At 44.5% G+C, this 18,007-nt stretch carries 17 protein-coding genes; all 17 read right to left on the reverse strand.

What is annotated here, in order from left to right:
* Window positions 1–3 precede the first annotated feature (3 nt).
* The 17 genes from IGI78_RS11350 to msrA all read right to left on the reverse strand — a co-directional run bounded on the left by IGI78_RS11350 (window position 4) and on the right by msrA (window position 17,791).
* Complete coding sequence (locus tag IGI78_RS11350) at window positions 4–999, reverse strand: LacI family DNA-binding transcriptional regulator (protein WP_195264709.1); 996 nt, start codon at window positions 997–999, stop codon at window positions 4–6.
* Window positions 1,000–1,372: 373 nt separating this feature from the next.
* The gene (locus IGI78_RS11355; protein WP_195264708.1) at window positions 1,373–2,683 is read right to left on the reverse strand and encodes an NCS2 family permease; all 1,311 of its coding nucleotides are present in this window, start codon (window positions 2,681–2,683) and stop codon (window positions 1,373–1,375) included.
* Window positions 2,684–2,843: 160 nt separating this feature from the next.
* Window positions 2,844–3,443 carry an NUDIX hydrolase N-terminal domain-containing protein gene (locus IGI78_RS11360; protein WP_195264705.1) on the reverse strand — a complete coding sequence of 200 codons (600 nt, stop codon included), beginning with the start codon at window positions 3,441–3,443 and terminating at the stop codon, window positions 2,844–2,846.
* 205 nt (window positions 3,444–3,648) lie between these two features.
* Window positions 3,649–4,269 carry a zeta toxin family protein gene (locus IGI78_RS11365; RefSeq protein WP_195264703.1) on the reverse strand — a complete coding sequence of 207 codons (621 nt, stop codon included), beginning with the start codon at window positions 4,267–4,269 and terminating at the stop codon, window positions 3,649–3,651.
* Window positions 4,270–5,136, reverse strand: a complete 867-nt coding sequence (locus IGI78_RS11370) for a class II fructose-bisphosphate aldolase (protein ID WP_005234664.1) — start codon at window positions 5,134–5,136, stop codon at window positions 4,270–4,272.
* Between the two features lie 22 nt (window positions 5,137–5,158).
* Window positions 5,159–5,551 (reverse strand): tetratricopeptide repeat protein, encoded by a 393-nt coding sequence (locus IGI78_RS11375; RefSeq protein ID WP_195264701.1) that lies wholly within the window; start codon window positions 5,549–5,551, stop codon window positions 5,159–5,161.
* Window positions 5,552–5,569: 18 nt separating this feature from the next.
* The gene (locus tag IGI78_RS11380; protein WP_008379073.1) at window positions 5,570–6,859 is read right to left on the reverse strand and encodes a PTS sugar transporter subunit IIC; all 1,290 of its coding nucleotides are present in this window, start codon (window positions 6,857–6,859) and stop codon (window positions 5,570–5,572) included.
* Window positions 6,860–6,890: 31 nt separating this feature from the next.
* The gene (locus IGI78_RS11385) at window positions 6,891–7,193 is read right to left on the reverse strand and encodes a PTS sugar transporter subunit IIB (protein WP_005225455.1); all 303 of its coding nucleotides are present in this window, start codon (window positions 7,191–7,193) and stop codon (window positions 6,891–6,893) included.
* A gap of 24 nt (window positions 7,194–7,217) precedes the next feature.
* On the reverse strand, window positions 7,218–9,287 hold the full coding sequence (locus IGI78_RS11390) for a BglG family transcription antiterminator (RefSeq protein WP_288362658.1): 2,070 nt from the start codon (window positions 9,285–9,287) through the stop codon (window positions 7,218–7,220).
* Window positions 9,288–9,522: 235 nt separating this feature from the next.
* A complete protein-coding gene (locus tag IGI78_RS11395; RefSeq protein ID WP_077452806.1) occupies window positions 9,523–10,572 on the reverse strand; it encodes an FUSC family protein in 1,050 nt (349 codons plus the stop codon).
* A gap of 646 nt (window positions 10,573–11,218) precedes the next feature.
* The gene (locus IGI78_RS11400) at window positions 11,219–11,923 is read right to left on the reverse strand and encodes a deoxynucleoside kinase (protein ID WP_077452807.1); all 705 of its coding nucleotides are present in this window, start codon (window positions 11,921–11,923) and stop codon (window positions 11,219–11,221) included.
* Window positions 11,924–11,939: 16 nt separating this feature from the next.
* Window positions 11,940–12,353 carry a nucleoside 2-deoxyribosyltransferase gene (locus tag IGI78_RS11405; RefSeq protein ID WP_430618584.1) on the reverse strand — a complete coding sequence of 138 codons (414 nt, stop codon included), beginning with the start codon at window positions 12,351–12,353 and terminating at the stop codon, window positions 11,940–11,942.
* 22 nt (window positions 12,354–12,375) lie between these two features.
* On the reverse strand, window positions 12,376–12,942 hold the full coding sequence (locus IGI78_RS11410; RefSeq protein WP_195264698.1) for an LOG family protein: 567 nt from the start codon (window positions 12,940–12,942) through the stop codon (window positions 12,376–12,378).
* Between the two features lie 321 nt (window positions 12,943–13,263).
* The gene (locus IGI78_RS11415) at window positions 13,264–13,671 is read right to left on the reverse strand and encodes a helix-turn-helix domain-containing protein (RefSeq protein ID WP_086291986.1); all 408 of its coding nucleotides are present in this window, start codon (window positions 13,669–13,671) and stop codon (window positions 13,264–13,266) included.
* A 246-nt stretch (window positions 13,672–13,917) separates the two neighbouring features.
* Complete coding sequence (locus IGI78_RS11420) at window positions 13,918–15,141, reverse strand: amidohydrolase family protein (protein ID WP_195264697.1); 1,224 nt, start codon at window positions 15,139–15,141, stop codon at window positions 13,918–13,920.
* Window positions 15,142–15,157: 16 nt separating this feature from the next.
* Complete coding sequence (locus IGI78_RS11425) at window positions 15,158–16,519, reverse strand: hypothetical protein (RefSeq protein WP_005225442.1); 1,362 nt, start codon at window positions 16,517–16,519, stop codon at window positions 15,158–15,160.
* Window positions 16,520–16,867: 348 nt separating this feature from the next.
* Window positions 16,868–17,791 carry a peptide-methionine (S)-S-oxide reductase MsrA gene (gene msrA / locus IGI78_RS11430; RefSeq protein ID WP_195264696.1) on the reverse strand — a complete coding sequence of 308 codons (924 nt, stop codon included), beginning with the start codon at window positions 17,789–17,791 and terminating at the stop codon, window positions 16,868–16,870.
* Between the last annotated feature and the right edge of the window lie 216 nt (window positions 17,792–18,007).

The raw sequence follows: 18,007 nt of genomic DNA on the forward strand, positions 1-18,007 counted from the left end.
GCTTTATCGCTCCTGATTGTCAAGCTTGGCAGTCGACTGTTTGACCACTAATCGATTCGGTAATTCGATCACTTCAGGAACCTCTTCCCCTTGTGTCAGTTTTTGGATCGTTAAGACGGCATCGATGCCTAATTGGACATAGGGATATTGGGTCGTTGTGATGGTCGGATAGACATAATCCGTCGAATCATAGCCGCCAAATCCGTTCAAGGAAAAGTCTTGCGGCACTTGGTACCCTAGTTCATGGGCGGCTTTCAATACAGCAACAGCGATATTGTCCGTAGCACAGGCGATGTACGTTGCCGGTTGATCTTTCAAGAACACAAGAGCTTTTTGGTACGTTTCTCTTCTAGAAAAAGACGTTTCGATAAAGTCCACCTTGACGTTGGGGGTTTGTGCCAAGACATCAAGAAATCCTTTTTTTCGCAAGACACCTACCGCATAATCATTCTCGCTGACCCCAACGAATAAATAACGTCGGTGGCCAGCGCTGACTGCATATTCTGCCATGGTTTTGCCCGCTTGATAATCTTCATGGACGATGGAATGAATGCCAGCTAACTGTTGGCCTAACAATAAAACCGGCATAGGAACCTCTGCCAGCACCGCTTGCAGCTGCGGCGTGATTTTACGCGCAAAAAGGATCATCCCTGCTACTTTTTGTTTGACCAGCATTTCGATATTTTCTAGTTCCCGTTCATCGCTTTGATCAGAGTTGGTGATCAGCATTTGATAGCCATTTTCCCGTGCCGTCGTATCGATCCCTTTCAACACATCATTTGTCGATGGTGAATTCAGCCGAGGAATGATCACGCCTAGCAATTTCGTGTCTTGGGCTTTCAGCGATCGAGCAAATGTATTAGGACGATAGCCAGTTTCAGCAATGATCTGATCAATTTTTTTGCGCTTTTCTTCACTGATATAGCCATTGTTCAGATAGCGGGAAACCGTACTTTTCGCTACTCCCGCCTTTTCAGCAATGTCCTTGATCGTTGTCATGATTTCCCACCTTTGCATTTTCTTTTATTATAACAATAACTGAAAGAAAAGCGCAGGTTTTGCGTGAAAATTGTTGGGATAGGAGAATTTGGAATGAAGCTTCACTTCAAAGTCATCTTACAATCAATGAATGGTAGAGAAACTAAAACCTCCCTTTACAAGCTATGGCGAAGATCGATCAGATCATTGAGTATATTTTTTAAGCAACACAACGCCCTGATTCGTCAGCAGATAAACCACGAATAGTAAACCCTTATTCGATTCTGAACATTTTTATAGCAAGCGACATATAATAAAAAAACCAGCTAAGCCACGCTTAACTGGTTTTTCATTAGTAGAAATCCTACTTTAACTTTACATTGAAACCCCTCTATCACACATTCAAAATCCACATAAACCCAAGAAAGACAAAGAACAAGCCGTACATGATCGGTGAGACTTCTTTGCCGCGTTTGGCTGCTAACATGGTGATTGGGTAAAAGATAAAGCCCAACGCGATCCCATCGGAGATGCTGTAGGTCAAGGGCATGCCTAATAGAATCAAGAAGGCTGGGATTGCGATTTCCATTTCGTGCCATTTGATTTCTCGCAGCGATTGTGCCATCAGCACGCCTACAACGATCAGAGCTGGTGCCGTCACTTGGGAAGTGACAACGGACAATAATGGTGAAAAGAACAAGCCGAACAAGAAGAAAATTCCCGTCGTCACAGCAGTCAAGCCAGAACGACCGCCCACGGCGATCCCAGCGGAAGATTCCACATACGCCCCTACTGGTGAGGTCCCTAATAAAGAACCGGCGAGCATGGCAGTGGAGTCAGAAGCAAGAGCTTTGCCGACCCGTGGCATTTTGTTGTCTTTCATGAAGCCCGCTTGGTTGGCCAGCCCTACCAAGGTGCCTGCGGTATCAAAGAAAGTGACGAGTAAGAAAGTCAGTACTACGACCCACATTTGCAGAGAATTGATGTCTCCTACATGGTTGAGCGCCACTAAGAATGTGGAAGAAATACTTGGTGCAGCAGAAACGATACTGGATGGTGCTTGGATCAAGCCAGTCAAAAGACCTAAAACAGTTGTTGCGGCCATCCCGATAAAAATTCCGCCAGGAACTCGGCGAACCATCAAGACTGCAGTGATCACTAAACCAAAAATCGTCAGCCACGTCGTACCAACACTCAATGAACCTAGCGCCACAAGGGTCGAATCGTCAGAAACGATGAGCCCGCCTTCGCTCAATCCCAAAAAGGCGATGAACAGACCGATCCCGCCAGAGATGGCATATTTTAAATCAGCAGGGATCGCATCAATGATCAGCTCCCGTAATTTGAAGATCGTGATCACGATAAAAATCAGTGATGCCACAAACACACCGGCTAATGCTGTTTGCCATGGAACCCCCATTCCAATACAGACTGAATAAGAAAAGAAAGCGTTGATCCCTAATGCGGGTGCTGTAGCGATCGGGTATTTTGCTAAAACCCCCATCAAGATACAGCCCAATGCACTGGCTAACGCCGTTGCTGTAAAGACGGCACCTTCGTCCATCCCAGATGCCCCAAGGACCGTTGGATTGACGAATAAAATATAGGCCATTGAGATAAAGGTGGTAAATCCAGCTAAGATTTCTCGTTTGACCGTTGTTTGTAGGGCATCCAGCCCAAAAAAGGAATTGATTTGATTCTTCATTTTTACTCCTCCAGCAATCAAGCAAAGGTATCACGATTGCTTGATTTTTTATAATGAAAACGACGAAATCAATCATAAACCAACTTTATCTGCAAGTAAATATTATCCGGTTAAAAAAACCAATAAAACGCTTTTTCCAACATCTTACCCTTAGTTGTTTCTAATCCACGTGTAACGACTTCTCATTCACCAATTGCTTCAGCTGTTCCTTGGTGGTGCGCTTGATGGAAAGCTTTGGCAACTCGTTCAACGCAAAGTAATCGCTGTTGGAGGTTTCACTATTTTTGATGAAGTCCCCTGCCAGAACCTCACAGGCAAAGACCAGCTTATAGTATTGAAACACTTGTGGAATGTCTGGTCTTAGATTCGTATCAAAAATTGCTCGCAGCTCCTTGACCTCAACGAGCAAGCCAGTTTCTTCCAGCACTTCTTTTTTGATGTTTTCCCGTGGCGTCAAGCCAATTTCTGCATAGCCTCCTGGCAGTGACCATTCTTTCGTCAGGCTGTCTTCCACCAGCAAGATTTTTTCGTCTTTTTGGATCAATGCTCGTACATCGACTTTGGGCGTAGGATAGCCCTCATTATTTTCTGTTAAAAGGGTCAACGCAGCTGCGTCTTGATCCACGACGGTACTCATCAAATGCAATGCCAACTCTTTGATCTCTTGGTAACGTTCCTTATCGTACACATCTTTGCCATAGTACAAACCTGCTTCAGCGATCGATAACAGGCGTTTGTATTGCGCAAAATAATCTTTCATCCATTCCCCGCCTTTTCCATTTCTCTGTTATGCTTCTTATTCTAGAGGAAATCGGCGGTTTTGCAAAAGAAAGTCTTCTGAGACATAAGCAACAATCCGTCTTGCTTTGACAGCTAAACTTCCCAAAAGCTGAGTCATGAGAACTAGCTCATCAAAAAAAGCAGTTGGCATGTACCTAGAACAGGTATAACGCCAACTGCTTTGCTTATTTACTTAGCTCAATTGCAATTTTCTCGATCAATGGGCGATAATCCACTTGCTCGTACTCTTCCACATTGACTTCGATAAGCTCCCCTAACTGAAAGTCATCGTAACGGCGATCGGTGATGATTTGCCGAAACGCTTCTTTGGTTATATGGTTGGTTGCAGCTTGTCTATCTTCCAGCACATCCCCGTAATGGTACCGTTCCATGATAAAACTCAAATGGCGGTCATCCGCACGATCACGTAAGAAGCGTCTTTCCCATAAGGTTTCAAAAGAAGCTGTCAAACGTATGGTCAAGCAGTCATAGCCATAGCTTTGGGCGAGAAAATTCAGCAAGGGCTTCTGCTTTTCACTAAAGGGGTATTCCGAGACCACCAAACGTTTTCCTAAAGACATGTATAAGCCCAATGCTTGATAGTAAAAAGGCCAAACATACTGCTTTTCGATCCGGGCTTTTTCTGCCAATGAATCAAAGCCGAGGGATTCGGCATAGCACTCTTTGATTTCATCCGGCGTAAGAGCGAAAAGATCAGGAAAACGTGTCTTCAACAGATTCAGTAAATAACTTTTTCCAGTTCCAGGGCTGCCTGCCAATAAAACAAGCATCTTTTTGCGTACCATCTATTTGCCGATCGCAGTCGGCGCTTTCGTATTCATGAAAAGGCCGATCTTGTGCTTGACGATTTCTTTGATGGCTTCATTGGATGGGATCACGTTGTGGCGCAATGATTTGTTGACTTCCGTTGCCCCAAAATTTTCTTTTGCGATCTTCGTCCAATTCACCAACAATTCAGTACCTACATTAAACTTGCGAATGCCGTTATTGATCAATTCAGGATAATCTTCTTCTTTGACGCCAGTTCCTCCATGAATGACTAGCGGCACGTCTACGACCGCATGGATTTCCTTCAATAACGCAACATTCACTTCGGTTTTGGAGCGGAATTGACCGTGATTGGTTCCGATAGCGATGGCTAGCGCATCGACGCCAGTAGCAGCGACAAATTCTACCGCATCTTCTGGGCGGGTGAAGACTTTATCGTCTTCTTCCACATGAATGCCCTCTTCTGTGCCGCCGATCGTTCCTAGTTCTCCTTCGACGGACACCCCATGGGCATGGGCGTATTCGACGACTGCGCGCGTTTTCAAAATGTTTTCTTTGAAGGGCAAATGCGAGCCATCATACATCACCGAGCTATAGCCGCTATCAATCGCTGCTTTGATCTCATCGAAATCTCTGGCATGGTCCAAATGCAAGACAGCGTCCACTAGCTCGTGATCGGCAATCGTTTTGACGACATTGACCAAGACATCATAGCCGATGTATTTCGCCGTATCGATACTTGTTTGAATGATGATGGGTGCCCCCATCTCTTTGGCTGCCCGCAGCATACTTGGTAGCATTTCTAAATTATGGGTATTAAAAGCCCCCACTGTAAAATTCAATGCTTCTGCTGTTTTCGTTACTTCTTTTAATGTTGTATACATCCTTGATTCCACCTCGTCTAGTTTAATTGCCGCTAATCGTAAGTTGTTTGGCGATTTGCCGCATTTCTTCCATTTTGTCCATGTAATAGTCGATCTTTGCATCTTCGCCGTTTCGTGCGGCGGCGGCACGCTGAGCATTGTAAAGGGACATCAGTTTTTTGTAGCCGTCCCCGATCGATTTTTTCGCCTGCAAGCTTTTTTCCAATGCGTCGATCGCTTCTTCTGTGCGAGAAAGTTTAGCCTGCGCTAAGCCTAACGCTTCATACAATTTTGCTTGTTCGTCGCTGTCAGTTTCTGCTTGCAACTGACTTTCTAAGGTTGCAATAAGCGCTTCTGCCTCTTGGCTTTCTTCAGCGGTCAAAGGAACCGCTGGTGTTTCTGTGGGCTTTTTTTCTTTTTTGAAAAAAGAGAACATGCGTCTTCCTCCTAGCGATTAAAAGTTTTTCAATAAGGGACTGATGATCCAAGCATATAGCAGGGCTGCCGTGACGGTATCCACATCGGTTGCCGTAGCGTTAACAAAGCCCATTTGATTGAAGATCGTCACAAGTAGGGCTGGCAGTAATGTAATGAAAAAGCCGTGGAAGATCCCTCCGATGATCGCCCCTCGACGTCCACCGACCGCATTGCCGAAGATCCCAGCGGTGCCGCCGGCAAAGAAGTTCGTCAGCATACCTGGCAAGATCATCGCCAAGCCAAAGACTGGTAAAACGAACATGGCGATGACTGTCCCAATCGTTGTAGTAATGAAGCCTAAAATAACTGCATTTGGGCTATATGGGAAGAATACTGGGCAATCGAGTGCTGGTTTTGCATCAGGCACCAATTTCATAGCGATCCCACGAAACGCAGGGACGATCTCGCCTAAGAGCAACCGAACGCCTGCTAACAAAACATAGACCCCAACCACGAATTGGATGGCTTGCAAGAAGGCATACATGATATAGTTTTGATCACCAGAGAGCGTAGAAGCAAAGGTTTCTCCAGCAAACAAGACCGTCACGATATACAGTGGAACCATCACGACCATGACAGAAAGATAGGTGTCTTGTAAAAATTCAAAAGAACGTGGCAGTTTGATGTCTTCGATCGATTTTTTCTTCTCGCCTCTTTCTCCAAACAGATAGGCAACGCCTGCTTCAAAGAGGTAGCCGATCGTACAGAAATGTCCGAGAGCAATGTCATCTGACCCAGTGACTTTACGGATGATAGGCTGAGCCATCGCTGGCATCGCTACGGCAAAGATTGCCCCAATCAACCCACCAACGAGAATCAGGACAACGCCCCGCAAACCAGCGAAATAGCCAAAAACCGTCGTCATGGTCGCCATCCATAAAATGGCCTGACCCGTTAAGAAAATATATTTCCATTTCGTAAAGCGTGCCAATAAAATATTAAAAACAAAGATGGCTAAAAATGTCAGCGCTATGTCCCGCCCCAAGCCCAACTCATTCATCGCTTGCCCGTTGATGGCTTCGATGGAAGGGATTATGCCTTGCATGTCGAATCCTTCTGTGAAAATCTCGCCGAAATAGGTCAAACTACCGACGATGATGCTAGAACCAGCGCTTAAAACCTGAAAGCCCAATAGCGTCTTCAAACTTCCTGAAATGACTTGACCTGCAGACTTTTTCTGAAGCAGCAGTCCTAACATCGCGATCAAGGCGATCGTGATCGATGCCTGCGTTAAAATATTATCAATAATAAAATTGATGATGCCCATTTTTTCAAACTCCCTTCGTCATGACCCTTCCTTACAGTGCGCCTTTTTCCGTTAATACTGGGGTGATTTTTTCTTCGATTTCTGGTTTTGAAACGATGTTGCGTAAATAAATGATTGCGGTTGTCGGGTCCAAAGCAAACTTTTCAAATTGCGTCCGAAAATTCTCTGCTGTAATGATGATGTCTGGTTTCATTGATACTGCTGATGAGATATCGACATGATCCAATTTCGCCTCCACTCCTAGTTTCGTTAAGACATCTTCTGTTGACATCTGAGCCGCAAAGCTGCTGCCAAGACCTGCACCGCATACGAATAAGATCGATAATTTGTTCATGATTTTTTCCCCTTTTCTTGTTTTTTATGAAAATAGCAATGATTGAAAAGCTTCAATCGTGGAACAAGCCAGCAACTGCGTGACTTTTTCTTCATCATTGATCAGTTCGATCAATTCCTTCATGATGGCAAGATGAGAGTAAGAGTCCACCGCAGCCAAGCAAAAAATGATTTTGACAGGGTCCATTTCTGGGTTCCCAAATGCGACTGGCGGCGCCAAGGTGAGGACACTCACACCCAACTGCTGGGCGCCATCTTCTGGTCGGGCATGCGCCAGCGCCAAATGTTTGCCAATGACGATATAAGGACCGTATTCCTCCACCGCCGCAACCATTGCCTCGATATAGCGTTGTTCGATGATCTGTTCTTTTACTAGCGGCTGCGCCGAGCGTTCAATGGCTTCTTCCCAATTTTGAACAGGAACGTTTAATTGAATATGACTAGCGGATAAAACATCTTTTAACATTGGCTGAATCTCCCTTGCATTAATGGCTAATTGATTTTGTTCAAACAGGTGTGTCAATTTGCGATAGGCGGCAGCATCGACTGTCCCGCCGCTTTCTTCAATGACTGTAAGCAACTGATTGAAGAACAGCGTGGCATTTTTTTGGTCAAAGGCGATCCGCTTGAACTGTTCATTGTTTTTTAAGAAGCGGCGGATCACTTGGTGATTTTCTTCATTGATGATCGGTGGGATCAGTAATACTGGCTTTTCTCGATAATCGATCTCATAGGTTGAAAAAACTAGATCCACATCGAATTTCGTAATCAAATTGACTTCTTGTGAATTCAAGACTGCCGCAACTTCTACTTCTGGAAACTTCTCCTTGAGGCTGGCTGCCAGCAGATTGCCGGTTGCCATTCCATGGTTACAGACAACGACCGCCTTATAGCTCGTAATAATCTCGTGGTTCAATGAACTTAGGGCTGTAGAAAAATGGATCACGAGAAATGTCAGTTCATCTTCTGATAGTGGTTGCCCTACGATCTCTTCGATCGTAGGAGCGAACCCCTTGACGGCTTGGTAGATTTGTCCATAATTTTTGCGAACGGTCTCTTTGATCGGATTGGGTACTTGAATGCCGCTCTTGGCTCGAACGATCAGCGCGGCCATATGTTTATACAATCCCTCTAACAACTCTTCTTCCTTTTTACTAAAAGGGATCTTGGTTTGGCATTCCACAAATTGGATCAGCTGCAGCGATAAGAGTTGCGCATGCGCCCATTCGATGGAATTGGACAAATCTTTAAAATTCAGTGATTCGATGATGAAAGAAAGATAGTTGACTTCGATTTCTGGTGGCTCGATCGAAAAGGTTTCAGCGATCGCCTGGATATAGGCTGACCCTTGGAGCGGATTGCTGGAAGTAGACCAATTCATGCGAGTGATAAATTCCTTCATTCTGATGCGCATCAGCCAAATGGCGGTAAACAATAAGATTTGGCTGCTATACAACTCATTTTGATTTGGCGGCAACACTGCTTGCATCACTTGTTGGATCTGTTTGATTTCTTTTTGCGGCAAATAGCGATAAAGCAATTTCGTAAAGACTAAATCTGGGGTCTGTTTATCAAGTGGCAGCCTACCGATCCGCTGATTGATGATGTCAAAAATCATCGTCCGAATCGCTCGTTCCGATCCATTCAACCGCAGTCCTTTTTTTCCTAGACTAATGATCTCAATGCCATATTTATTGATGTCCGCCCGCAAACGGCGCATGTCTTCATCCATGCTGCTTTTCGATATCTGGTACGCTTCTTCTTTTTTATTCAACACCAGGATCTCTTTTGAAAATGTCAGATGCAGTAGCAGATCAAAACTACGCTCTTCACGGGTCATATATTCCGACTGTTGTGCCTGTAATGCCTGCCAAACGATGGCTTGCTGCTTTGAGGGCATTTTCAAAAGGATGCCCTTTCCTCGAAGGGTTTGGATCGGTCCGATGTGTAAGCCAGCAAGAAACGTGTTGATCTCATTCAAATCATTGCGGATCGTCCGCCCACTCGCTGCGGTCTCTTCTGCCAGTTGCTCGATGGATAGTGGATAATCAGTCACCAACAGGCGATGCAAAACATCTACGATTCGTTTTTTCACAACTTTCTCTCCTTCTCTGATTTGAGTATATGATTTCGCTTACAACAAAAAAAGTAGATGTTTCTGCCACTTTAGTTTGCAAAAATGTAAACGCTTCTATTTCGAAATAGGAATCTTTGCTCGATTATTTCATATTTTCCTTATTTTTCCTATCCGATGGAGAAAACGTTTAGATAGAGGATCAGATGCAAAAAAAGCAAGAGCAGCTGCTCTTGCTTATCGATGATGGTGCATGCTATTGTGTTTGATCCGTCGTGTCTTCTGGCTTATTTCCCAGCGCTTGCTCCATTTGCTTTACTGCCCAATCCATTAGAAAGATCAACAGCATTGCCAGCACGCTGCCAATCAATGCCCCTGAAAAACGCAATGGGATCAATTTCAGTGGCGTAAAACTAGTACCGATCGTCATTAACAGCAGGACTTGTGGGTTGGTAAAGAAATTAGCAACGGTATAATTGACTGGCATAAAAAACTCCGTCAATATGTTTAGAATGATCAATACCACTGCGATCGCTTCAAGGGGCATATGCAAGGACATCAATAAGAAACCCAGCAGCAGCCCTACAATTCCTCCCAGTACCCTGCCGATCGTGCGATTTTTGATTTTTTCCATATGTTCTCCTGCCAAGACGGCAGCAGCAGAAATCAAGATCCAATACCCGTTGCTGTCCCGCAACAGATAGGCAATGTAGGTGGCAATAAACAAGATCAAAGAAAAGTGCAACGCCTTGATGACCATTTCTGGTTGCTGAGATAATGCCAGCGAATATTTCTCGTGCAAGCTCAGTTGTTGAAAGGCCGTTTTTTCTTCTTTCAACGGTAGCTGTTCAGCTAACGAAATCACCAGTCCAGCAAGCAGCGAGCCTGCGATGCCGTAAAGCAAATAGGAACTGTGGTGCAAGATTTCTCCAAGATGAGCGGCGTGAAAGTTAAAGCCGGTGGCATAAAGCATCAACACGAAGAAATAATCCGGCTTGGGGATCCGCATCACTTTTGACAACAAAAACGCGGAAAACGATAAAGCGCCGATAATAAAAGGCGCGCTCCAAGGAATCAGTGCTGTCCCAGCACCTAAAATAAAGGCCAGCAACAACGCCGCGCCGTGTGTCAAAATGGCGCGCAGATTATAAAAAAGGGACCGATGTTGAAAAGCCAAGTATGAAAAAGCCCCCATCGCCCCCACAGAACTTATCAAAGGGTCCTGAACGAGGATCCCTATAAACAAAGGAACCGCCATCGCAAACCCTGATCCTAACGGACGCAAGACTTTTCGTTTTTCTTTCATGCAATTCCTCCTATCAAAAAATATGTACGATGATACAGCGTTTTATAAACAACGTCCTAAACTAGTATACGGAGCAAAAGATGAATATGCAAATTTTTTTCAGAAACTTTTCGATATAATCGTAGCGATGTTTTCTTGATCAAATCATACGCTGGCACAAAACAGCCCTTAGCAATAAAAAAAGAGAAGCATTCGCTTGGCAATAGACTACAAGCGAATCTCTCTACTTTTAGGCAAAATATTCTTCAATGAAGTGCTGGTGATTGTATCTACTATTAGTATCGCGCAGCATTCACCCGTTTGAATAACACTTGATGCACTCAATCAGCTAGTAACTCACCCTAGTGACCACATGGACAGACTCTTGATACACCAACACGAGTCATTGCCTTTGCTGCTGGTGTCTGGCGCGAATATGTCTCTCAATAGATAATTGAAACACTAAAGCACCGAAAACGGCGTCTTCGGTGCTGACCAATTTCCTTTTGTTTACTCCAAACGCCATTGAATAATTGCTTTGACAGCAATGATTGCTCTTTAATCCTGCAAAATCAGCGTTTTCAAGCACTTCGATTAATCATAAAAAAGCTGACAGGGATGACTGCTTTTCAACCAGCTGGCAAGAATCATCGGTTGCTTCTCTGCTTTAATTTTTCTTGGAAAAATCACCTTTTGCGATGGCTTTGTCCGTACAATAGTGGCCTTTGCCATGGGTCTGACGGACCTCTGCCAATTTTTCTTGGATCATCTCGAGGATCACCATGAGGTTGTCTTCATTGGCAACAAAGTCCAATTGATCCCCATCGATTTGCATTTTCGGACAAACGTCAAAGTTTTCATACCATTCATCATATCGCTGATTCAATTCTTTGTAATAGTCGTACAATGTCGGATCATTGGCAATTTGTTCATAGGAACGGCCACGTTTATTGATCCGTTCGATCATCGTATCCAAGGAAACTTTGATATGAACCATTAAATCTGGATGTTTCAACGGCGCCGATTCTTCCAATTCCCGCAGCATCGTATTCAACAGATTATCGTATTGTTCGACTTCCATCGGTGCGATGCGACCTAGATCGGCATTTAGATGAAACATCAAACTGTCCTCATAGATGGAGCGGTCAATGACATTGTCATCATTCGACAACGCTTCCCGCATCCCTAAAAAACTTTTGTTTAAGAAAAAAATCTGCAATAAAAAAGCGTATCGTTCTGGATTGGAATAAAACAATGGCAGGACATCGTTGTCCTCCACGTTTTCATAAAAAGGCTTCGACGCCATTTCCTTCGATAAAAAATCAGTCAAACTGCTTTTTCCTGCCCCGATCGTACCTGCGATTAATAACACATTCATCCATCCTTTATTAAATATAGTCACCGACAAATGCTCGGTGCGCCATCTCTTCAAAATCATACGCTGTTCGTGCCGCCAAATCAGTCAAATACGCTTGTACCGACTCCGTCAACGTCAGATTGACCGCCGCGCTTTTTTCCTGAAAAGCGATCACTGGTTTATTTCGTACGTGTGCTGCGCCGATTTTAAAGGCTGTTCCTGGATCAGGGATTCCACCATGGTAATCCACAACGACAACGACGACGTCGGCTCGTGTCAATTCCGGCATGTCTTTTTCAAAAATTTCTCTCGCCCATTCCGGTGTATTGGGTTCAGATGAACCTTCTTGATACAGGCGCGGCGAATAGATCGCCAAGTGTTGCGAGTTTTCAGCTAAACTGCGTTCTACCTGTTTGAGTCGTGCGACTTGTTCGTTTGAAAAAATGGTCCAGCTAAATAGACCTGCTTCATCCTGCTAAGCACTCCTTTCCTGACCCCTTCGCCGCCAATCGTTGGATCAACGACTCAACGTCAGATAGGAAAAAGAGCGTTTCCGGCAGTTCAGCCCAAACTTCAAACATTGTTAGCAGCGGCTTCAGTCCATCCTTCAAGCCTTCGTTCATTAACACACCGATCGGCTTGACTGGCAATTTCCCAAGAGTCATAAAAGAGCATACTGATGACAACTCCTCTAGTGTACCAAATCCACCAGGTAATACAAGGTAGGCATCGCTCATTTCCAACAATTGTTGCGTTTGTTCCTCCCTCGTATCCGTATAGAACTCGGTGTATGTGCTTGATCCAGTGATGATTGGCGGCAAATCTTCTGCAAAGGAACCTGATGGATAGATCCCCGTCACTGCGCCTTCTTTTTCAAAGACCCCTTTCACCATCTCCCTCATCAAGCCAGCCAAAGGGCCACAATAAACCAACTCGATGTGATTTTTTGCTAAGGCATTGCCGATGGCACGAGCGGTCTTTGCCAACTTTTCCTCACTTTCTAAACGGGTATCGCAAAATACAGTTACTCTCAAAAACAACAGCTCCTTCTTCACTACACCTGCTATTTTACACAATCTCTTAAAAAAGTAAATACTACATATTGTGCTTCATTTAGATAAAAATCGTTCTATTCACTATATATTGTATATAGTCATTTACATCTTTTCGCTTTCCCTTAAACCTTACAAACCTTGAAAATAGCAGCCAAGAACAAACAGAACCAGCTTTCATCGATTGCCTCAGCCCTCTTTCATCCCACATAAAAAAACACGATGCAGCTAGGCTCGTGTTTTTTTATCCATCACTTTTTTCTCTTGTCCAAACAAAATTCAGCAAAAAACTGTATAAAAAAATTATTTTTCGTCGGTGGCTGCTTTCAGCTTTTGCAGATCCTCTTGCTCGACAAAAAAAGTCACTTCTCCTGTTTCTAAATCGACAGATGCTTTGACTTCAACCCCTCGTGGGAAAAACTTGCTGGCATCGGTCTCGATTTTCAAACGCATCGTTCCGTCTTTCAATCCAGCACCATAGGTCATCGTACGAAAGTTCTTTTTCATTCCTGCTCGCTCCTTTTTTAATAGCTCATCGACGCTGCACCCATAAAGGGTACTCAGTTTCAATAAATTCAAACTGTCTGGTACCGTCTTGCCGGTTTCCCAATTTGAGATCGATGTGCGGGTCACTAAAATTTTTGTTGCTACTTCTTCTTGGCTCATTTGCTGTGTGACTCGATGGTTCTTTAATGCTTCCCCAATCGTCATCTTGGCCTCCTTCTTCTACCTTAACGCAGACCTGCTGTGGTTTCTGCTCAAATCCATTGATATTACGGCATTGTCAAACAGTTTTGACAGGATTTTCTTAAACGAACTCTCCGTGATAGTGGTTTTCTTTCTATCATAGATGAAAAAAGAATAAATGACTAGAAAATGATTTTTTTATTTCGACTATATTACGATAAAAAAAGTAGCACGAATAAATCGTACTACTTGAGAAAACATGACCTGTTACTAACGGTGGATCGTCACTTCTTTTTTGACTTCTACGGTGATGCGGCCATTTTTGATGACCATCAAACGTTCAGGAATATCGATCAGCACATCGGCTTTTCTTTGGGTATCTAAAAGAATCAAATCTGCGCGGTTGCCAACAGCGATTCCATAGTCTTTGATATTTAATGCTTTAGCGGTATTGGTCGTGATCATTGGCAAGACCGTCGGCAGGTCATCGGCGCCGCCTAAATGCGCCACTGGCACAGCCAACATAGCAATTTGAATCAAATCACCGTTGCCATATGGTGTAAAGGCGTTACGGATATTGTTGCTGCCTAAACAGATATTCACACCAGCATCACGTAATTTGCGAATCGGCGTCACGGCACGGCGAACGTTGTAGGCATCGTTTCTGGCACCTAAGTGCAAGTCGGTCGCAGGCAACGGCATCACATTGATTTGGGCTCTGACCATCAAATCGATGACTTCTGCCAGCTGATCAGGTTCCATGGCATGCAGTGCAGTCAAATGTCCTACTGATACCCGACCTTGATAGCCTTCTGCGATGGTTTTTTCACACAGATAGACGATCGATGTATCGTCTGCTTCGTCGGCAAAATCTTGATGCAAGTCAATGTCTTTGTCAAATCGCTTGGCGATCTCAAAGATCAAGTCGATGTGCTCATTGGCTGGCGCATCATTGTAAGGAATGCCGCCAACGACATCGGCGCCTTTCTCCATCGCTTCGATCATCATTTTATCCGTCCCGGGTGCTTTAAAAATCCCTTCCTGCGGAAAGGCAACGACCTGTATATCGATCAAGTCGCGGTATTCTTCTTTTAAGCGCATGATGGTGTCAAACCCTGTGAAGCCTTGTGCTGGATCAAATTCGGCATGGGTGCGCACAGCAGTCGTGCCATGTACGATCAGCATTTCTAATGCGCGTTTCGCCCGATCATAAATGTCTTCTTCGGTAAAGGTCGGTTTCAGCTTTGCCGTAACTTGGATCGCTTCTTGCAACGTACCTGAATTATTGGGTTCACGATCGGCGATCAAGGCTTTGTCTAAGTGGATATGGCTTTCGATCAATCCAGGGATCACCACTTTGCCTTTCGCCTCAATCGTTTTTGCTGCTGATTCTTCAATGTTGGGTGCAACTGCGATGATTTTTCCTTCTGAAATTGCAATGTCTACTAATTCTGCATCGTCTTCAAGACGTGCTTGCTTGATCAATAAATCCATGTTTTCCTCCTATCCATCAGCCAAACACTAAGCCGATGACTAATAATAATACAGCTGCTAAACTCAACCACTTCACGTTTCCTTTGACTACATCCAGAATCGGAATTTGGAAACCAGAAGATAAAGCTTGCATCGTAATGTTGACGAAACTCATTTGGCTGCCGAGGCCAACCCCCATCGTTACAAAGCCAAGAGCTAAGACTGGGAAGCCTAATGAAACGGCAACTGGTAACACTAATGTTAATACGGAGCCAACATAGGCACCCGCGGGAATCCCAATCAAGACACCCGTCAAGATCGCCACGGGAACGACGATCGCTGCGGGGGCATTTTGTGCCGCACCGGCAATAACAGCAAACGTCCCGGTTTCAGCGATCACGTTGATGAAGGCTAAAAAGATCCCCACTTGGAACAAGCGGGTCAAAATATACGTCGATCCGTCCACCATCGCTTCCACCGATTGATTCATCGAAAAGTCGGTACAAACAAAAATCAACGCCAACGTGACCACCATATAAACTAGCGGTGTAAAGAGGACAAAGCCGATCAGGTCATTGATCAACGGACCAAAGATGACCGCAAAAAGCAAGAAAATCGCAGGCAGTGTCGTTTTGAACAATTCACCATTGCTTTTGTTCTCATACTCTTGATTGGCTGATTCTTTGAAGCCCAGATGACGACGCTTGGTCCCAAAGAATGCCAATAAAATCGCCAAACCAACGAATAACAACCAAAATGGGCGCATTTGATCTACGTAAGAAGCGACACTAAAGCCGCCTAGTTCAGACACGATACTAGATTCCAAAGAGGCAGGAGAAGTCGTAAAGGAGACAGCTGCCGCTAACGACATCGCTGCGATCAATTCGGGTACCACCCCAACTGCCGCAAATGCTAACGGTGCGATCACCATCGCACTCCCGCCGCCGATCCCGGACATATAAGTCGCTGCTGCCAATAAAATGACAATAAACCCTGCCACATATTCCACTTTTCCTTTGGTCCCTCTTTTGGCTAAGGTTAAGGCTGCCGTATAACTACCGGCTTTGAAGACCGCCATCGCTACAGCGGAATTGATGATTGGCACCGTAATACTTAACATCGTCGGAATAGCTTCCAACAGTTGCGAATTGGCTTCAGCTAAACTGATCCCGCCAATAATCATCGCCAATATCCCAGCAATCAAGCCAGCAATGATCATATCTACTTTTTTAAAGAGTAAAACCAGTACTAACACTAACGGAATCAGTACTAAAAATGCTTTGACTCCAGTTGGTGCAACGATCTCATTGATCGCTTCTGCCGCAAACACTGTTCTTTCTGAAAAGATAAAAAGAATGAGAGCCATAAACAGTGAGACGAACGTTCCCTTTTTTTTCATCACATTTCTCCTAACTTATATGAATCTTCATATAATAAATGTTGTGTTGCTATGGGGTGTTGCTGATTGATTTTTCCGCTGATTTTTCTCTGGTGTTTCCCACCTTCTTTCCTCGAAGAAAGGAACCAAGCAAAAGACACCTGCTTTTTCGACCTTTTTCGCCACTTTTTCTTTCTCTATTATAATTCTTGTTGTTAACGCTTTCTTTGGACGTTATTCTAAAATAAATCTTCGTTTTTTATCCAATTGGCTAAACGCGCAGAAAAAAAGCGCGGCCTGTGGAGAAAAGAGCCTTCATTTGATCCTCTGGCCTTTTCTCGGAGCCCCACTTTTTTAGTGATCTTCTGTTTATGATCGTTTATTTCCTCGGTTTGTCCAGCGTTTCAGTTTATAAAAAAGCATCAGTTGCTTGCGCGCTCGCTTGATCCGCTGGTAGCGCTTTGGCTGCTTCTTGTAGAATGCTTGATGGTAGTTTTCCGCTGGCCAAAACTGCGTGGCCTTGCGGATCTCAGTCACGATGGGTTGCTGATAATAACCAGATTGTGCTAGTTCCTTTTTGGCTCGTTGCGCAAGCACTTCCTGCTCAGCAGTCGTATAGAAAATGATTGGGCGATAAAAATTGCCGCGATCTTGAAATTGTCCGAAAGCATCTGTCGGGTCTGTCACTTGCCAATATAACTGCAACAAGTCCTGATAGGTGATGATTTTGGGATCAAAAATGATCTCTACTGCTTCGACATGCCCTGTTGTTCCACTTAGTACTTGATCATACGTCGGATTCGGGACGGTTCCCCCAGTATACCCCGACAAGACGGAAAGAATGCCCGGCTGGTCTTCAAAAGGCTCGACCATACACCAAAAGCAGCCGCCAGCAAAAATAGCCACTTCTTGTGCTTTTCCACCTGTTTCGGTCGGCTCCACAGAAACTTCTGCTGGTTGGGCTTTGCTTGTTTCTTCATTCATTGTCTTTTTCGGTGCTGGCTGACTGATTGTTTGATAAAACTCTGCGACATTCGGGGTCAGATTGTTTCTCAGTGCCAAAGGACGCAACGACGCTTCTAGTTTTTCCAAAACCCGTCTGGTCTGTTGGTCTTCAAGGCTATTTGACGATTCTTTTTCGTGTTTGCCTGCTTTTTGTTTGATCGCCAGCTGAGTTTCCAGTGTATTTTTTGCTTGCACCAGTTGTTCTCGTTCCCACTGTCTCGTGCCAGGATGCAAGATCAAATTATAGATTTCTGACAGCCACGCCATCGTTGTTTGCTTCATCACCATTGCCCCTTTGCCTCATGAAGGAGCGACTCTCGCTCCTTGTTTGGTTGCACTGTACCATAGTTTCGCCGATTCGCCCAATTTGATGCCCAGCAGCGTACCGACTTCAAACGTCGCCAAGCACAAAGTATTAAAATTGCTAATGCAGACACAAAAGCTCCCCCAGTTGCCTTGTTTATAAAAGTATCGTCCAGGCTCTTGAGAATGGAGCTGATGTCT

The sequence above is a fragment of the Enterococcus sp. DIV1767 genome (assembly GCF_050542585.1).
GTDB classification, from domain to species: Bacteria; Bacillota; Bacilli; order Lactobacillales; family Enterococcaceae; genus Enterococcus_D; species Enterococcus_D innesii.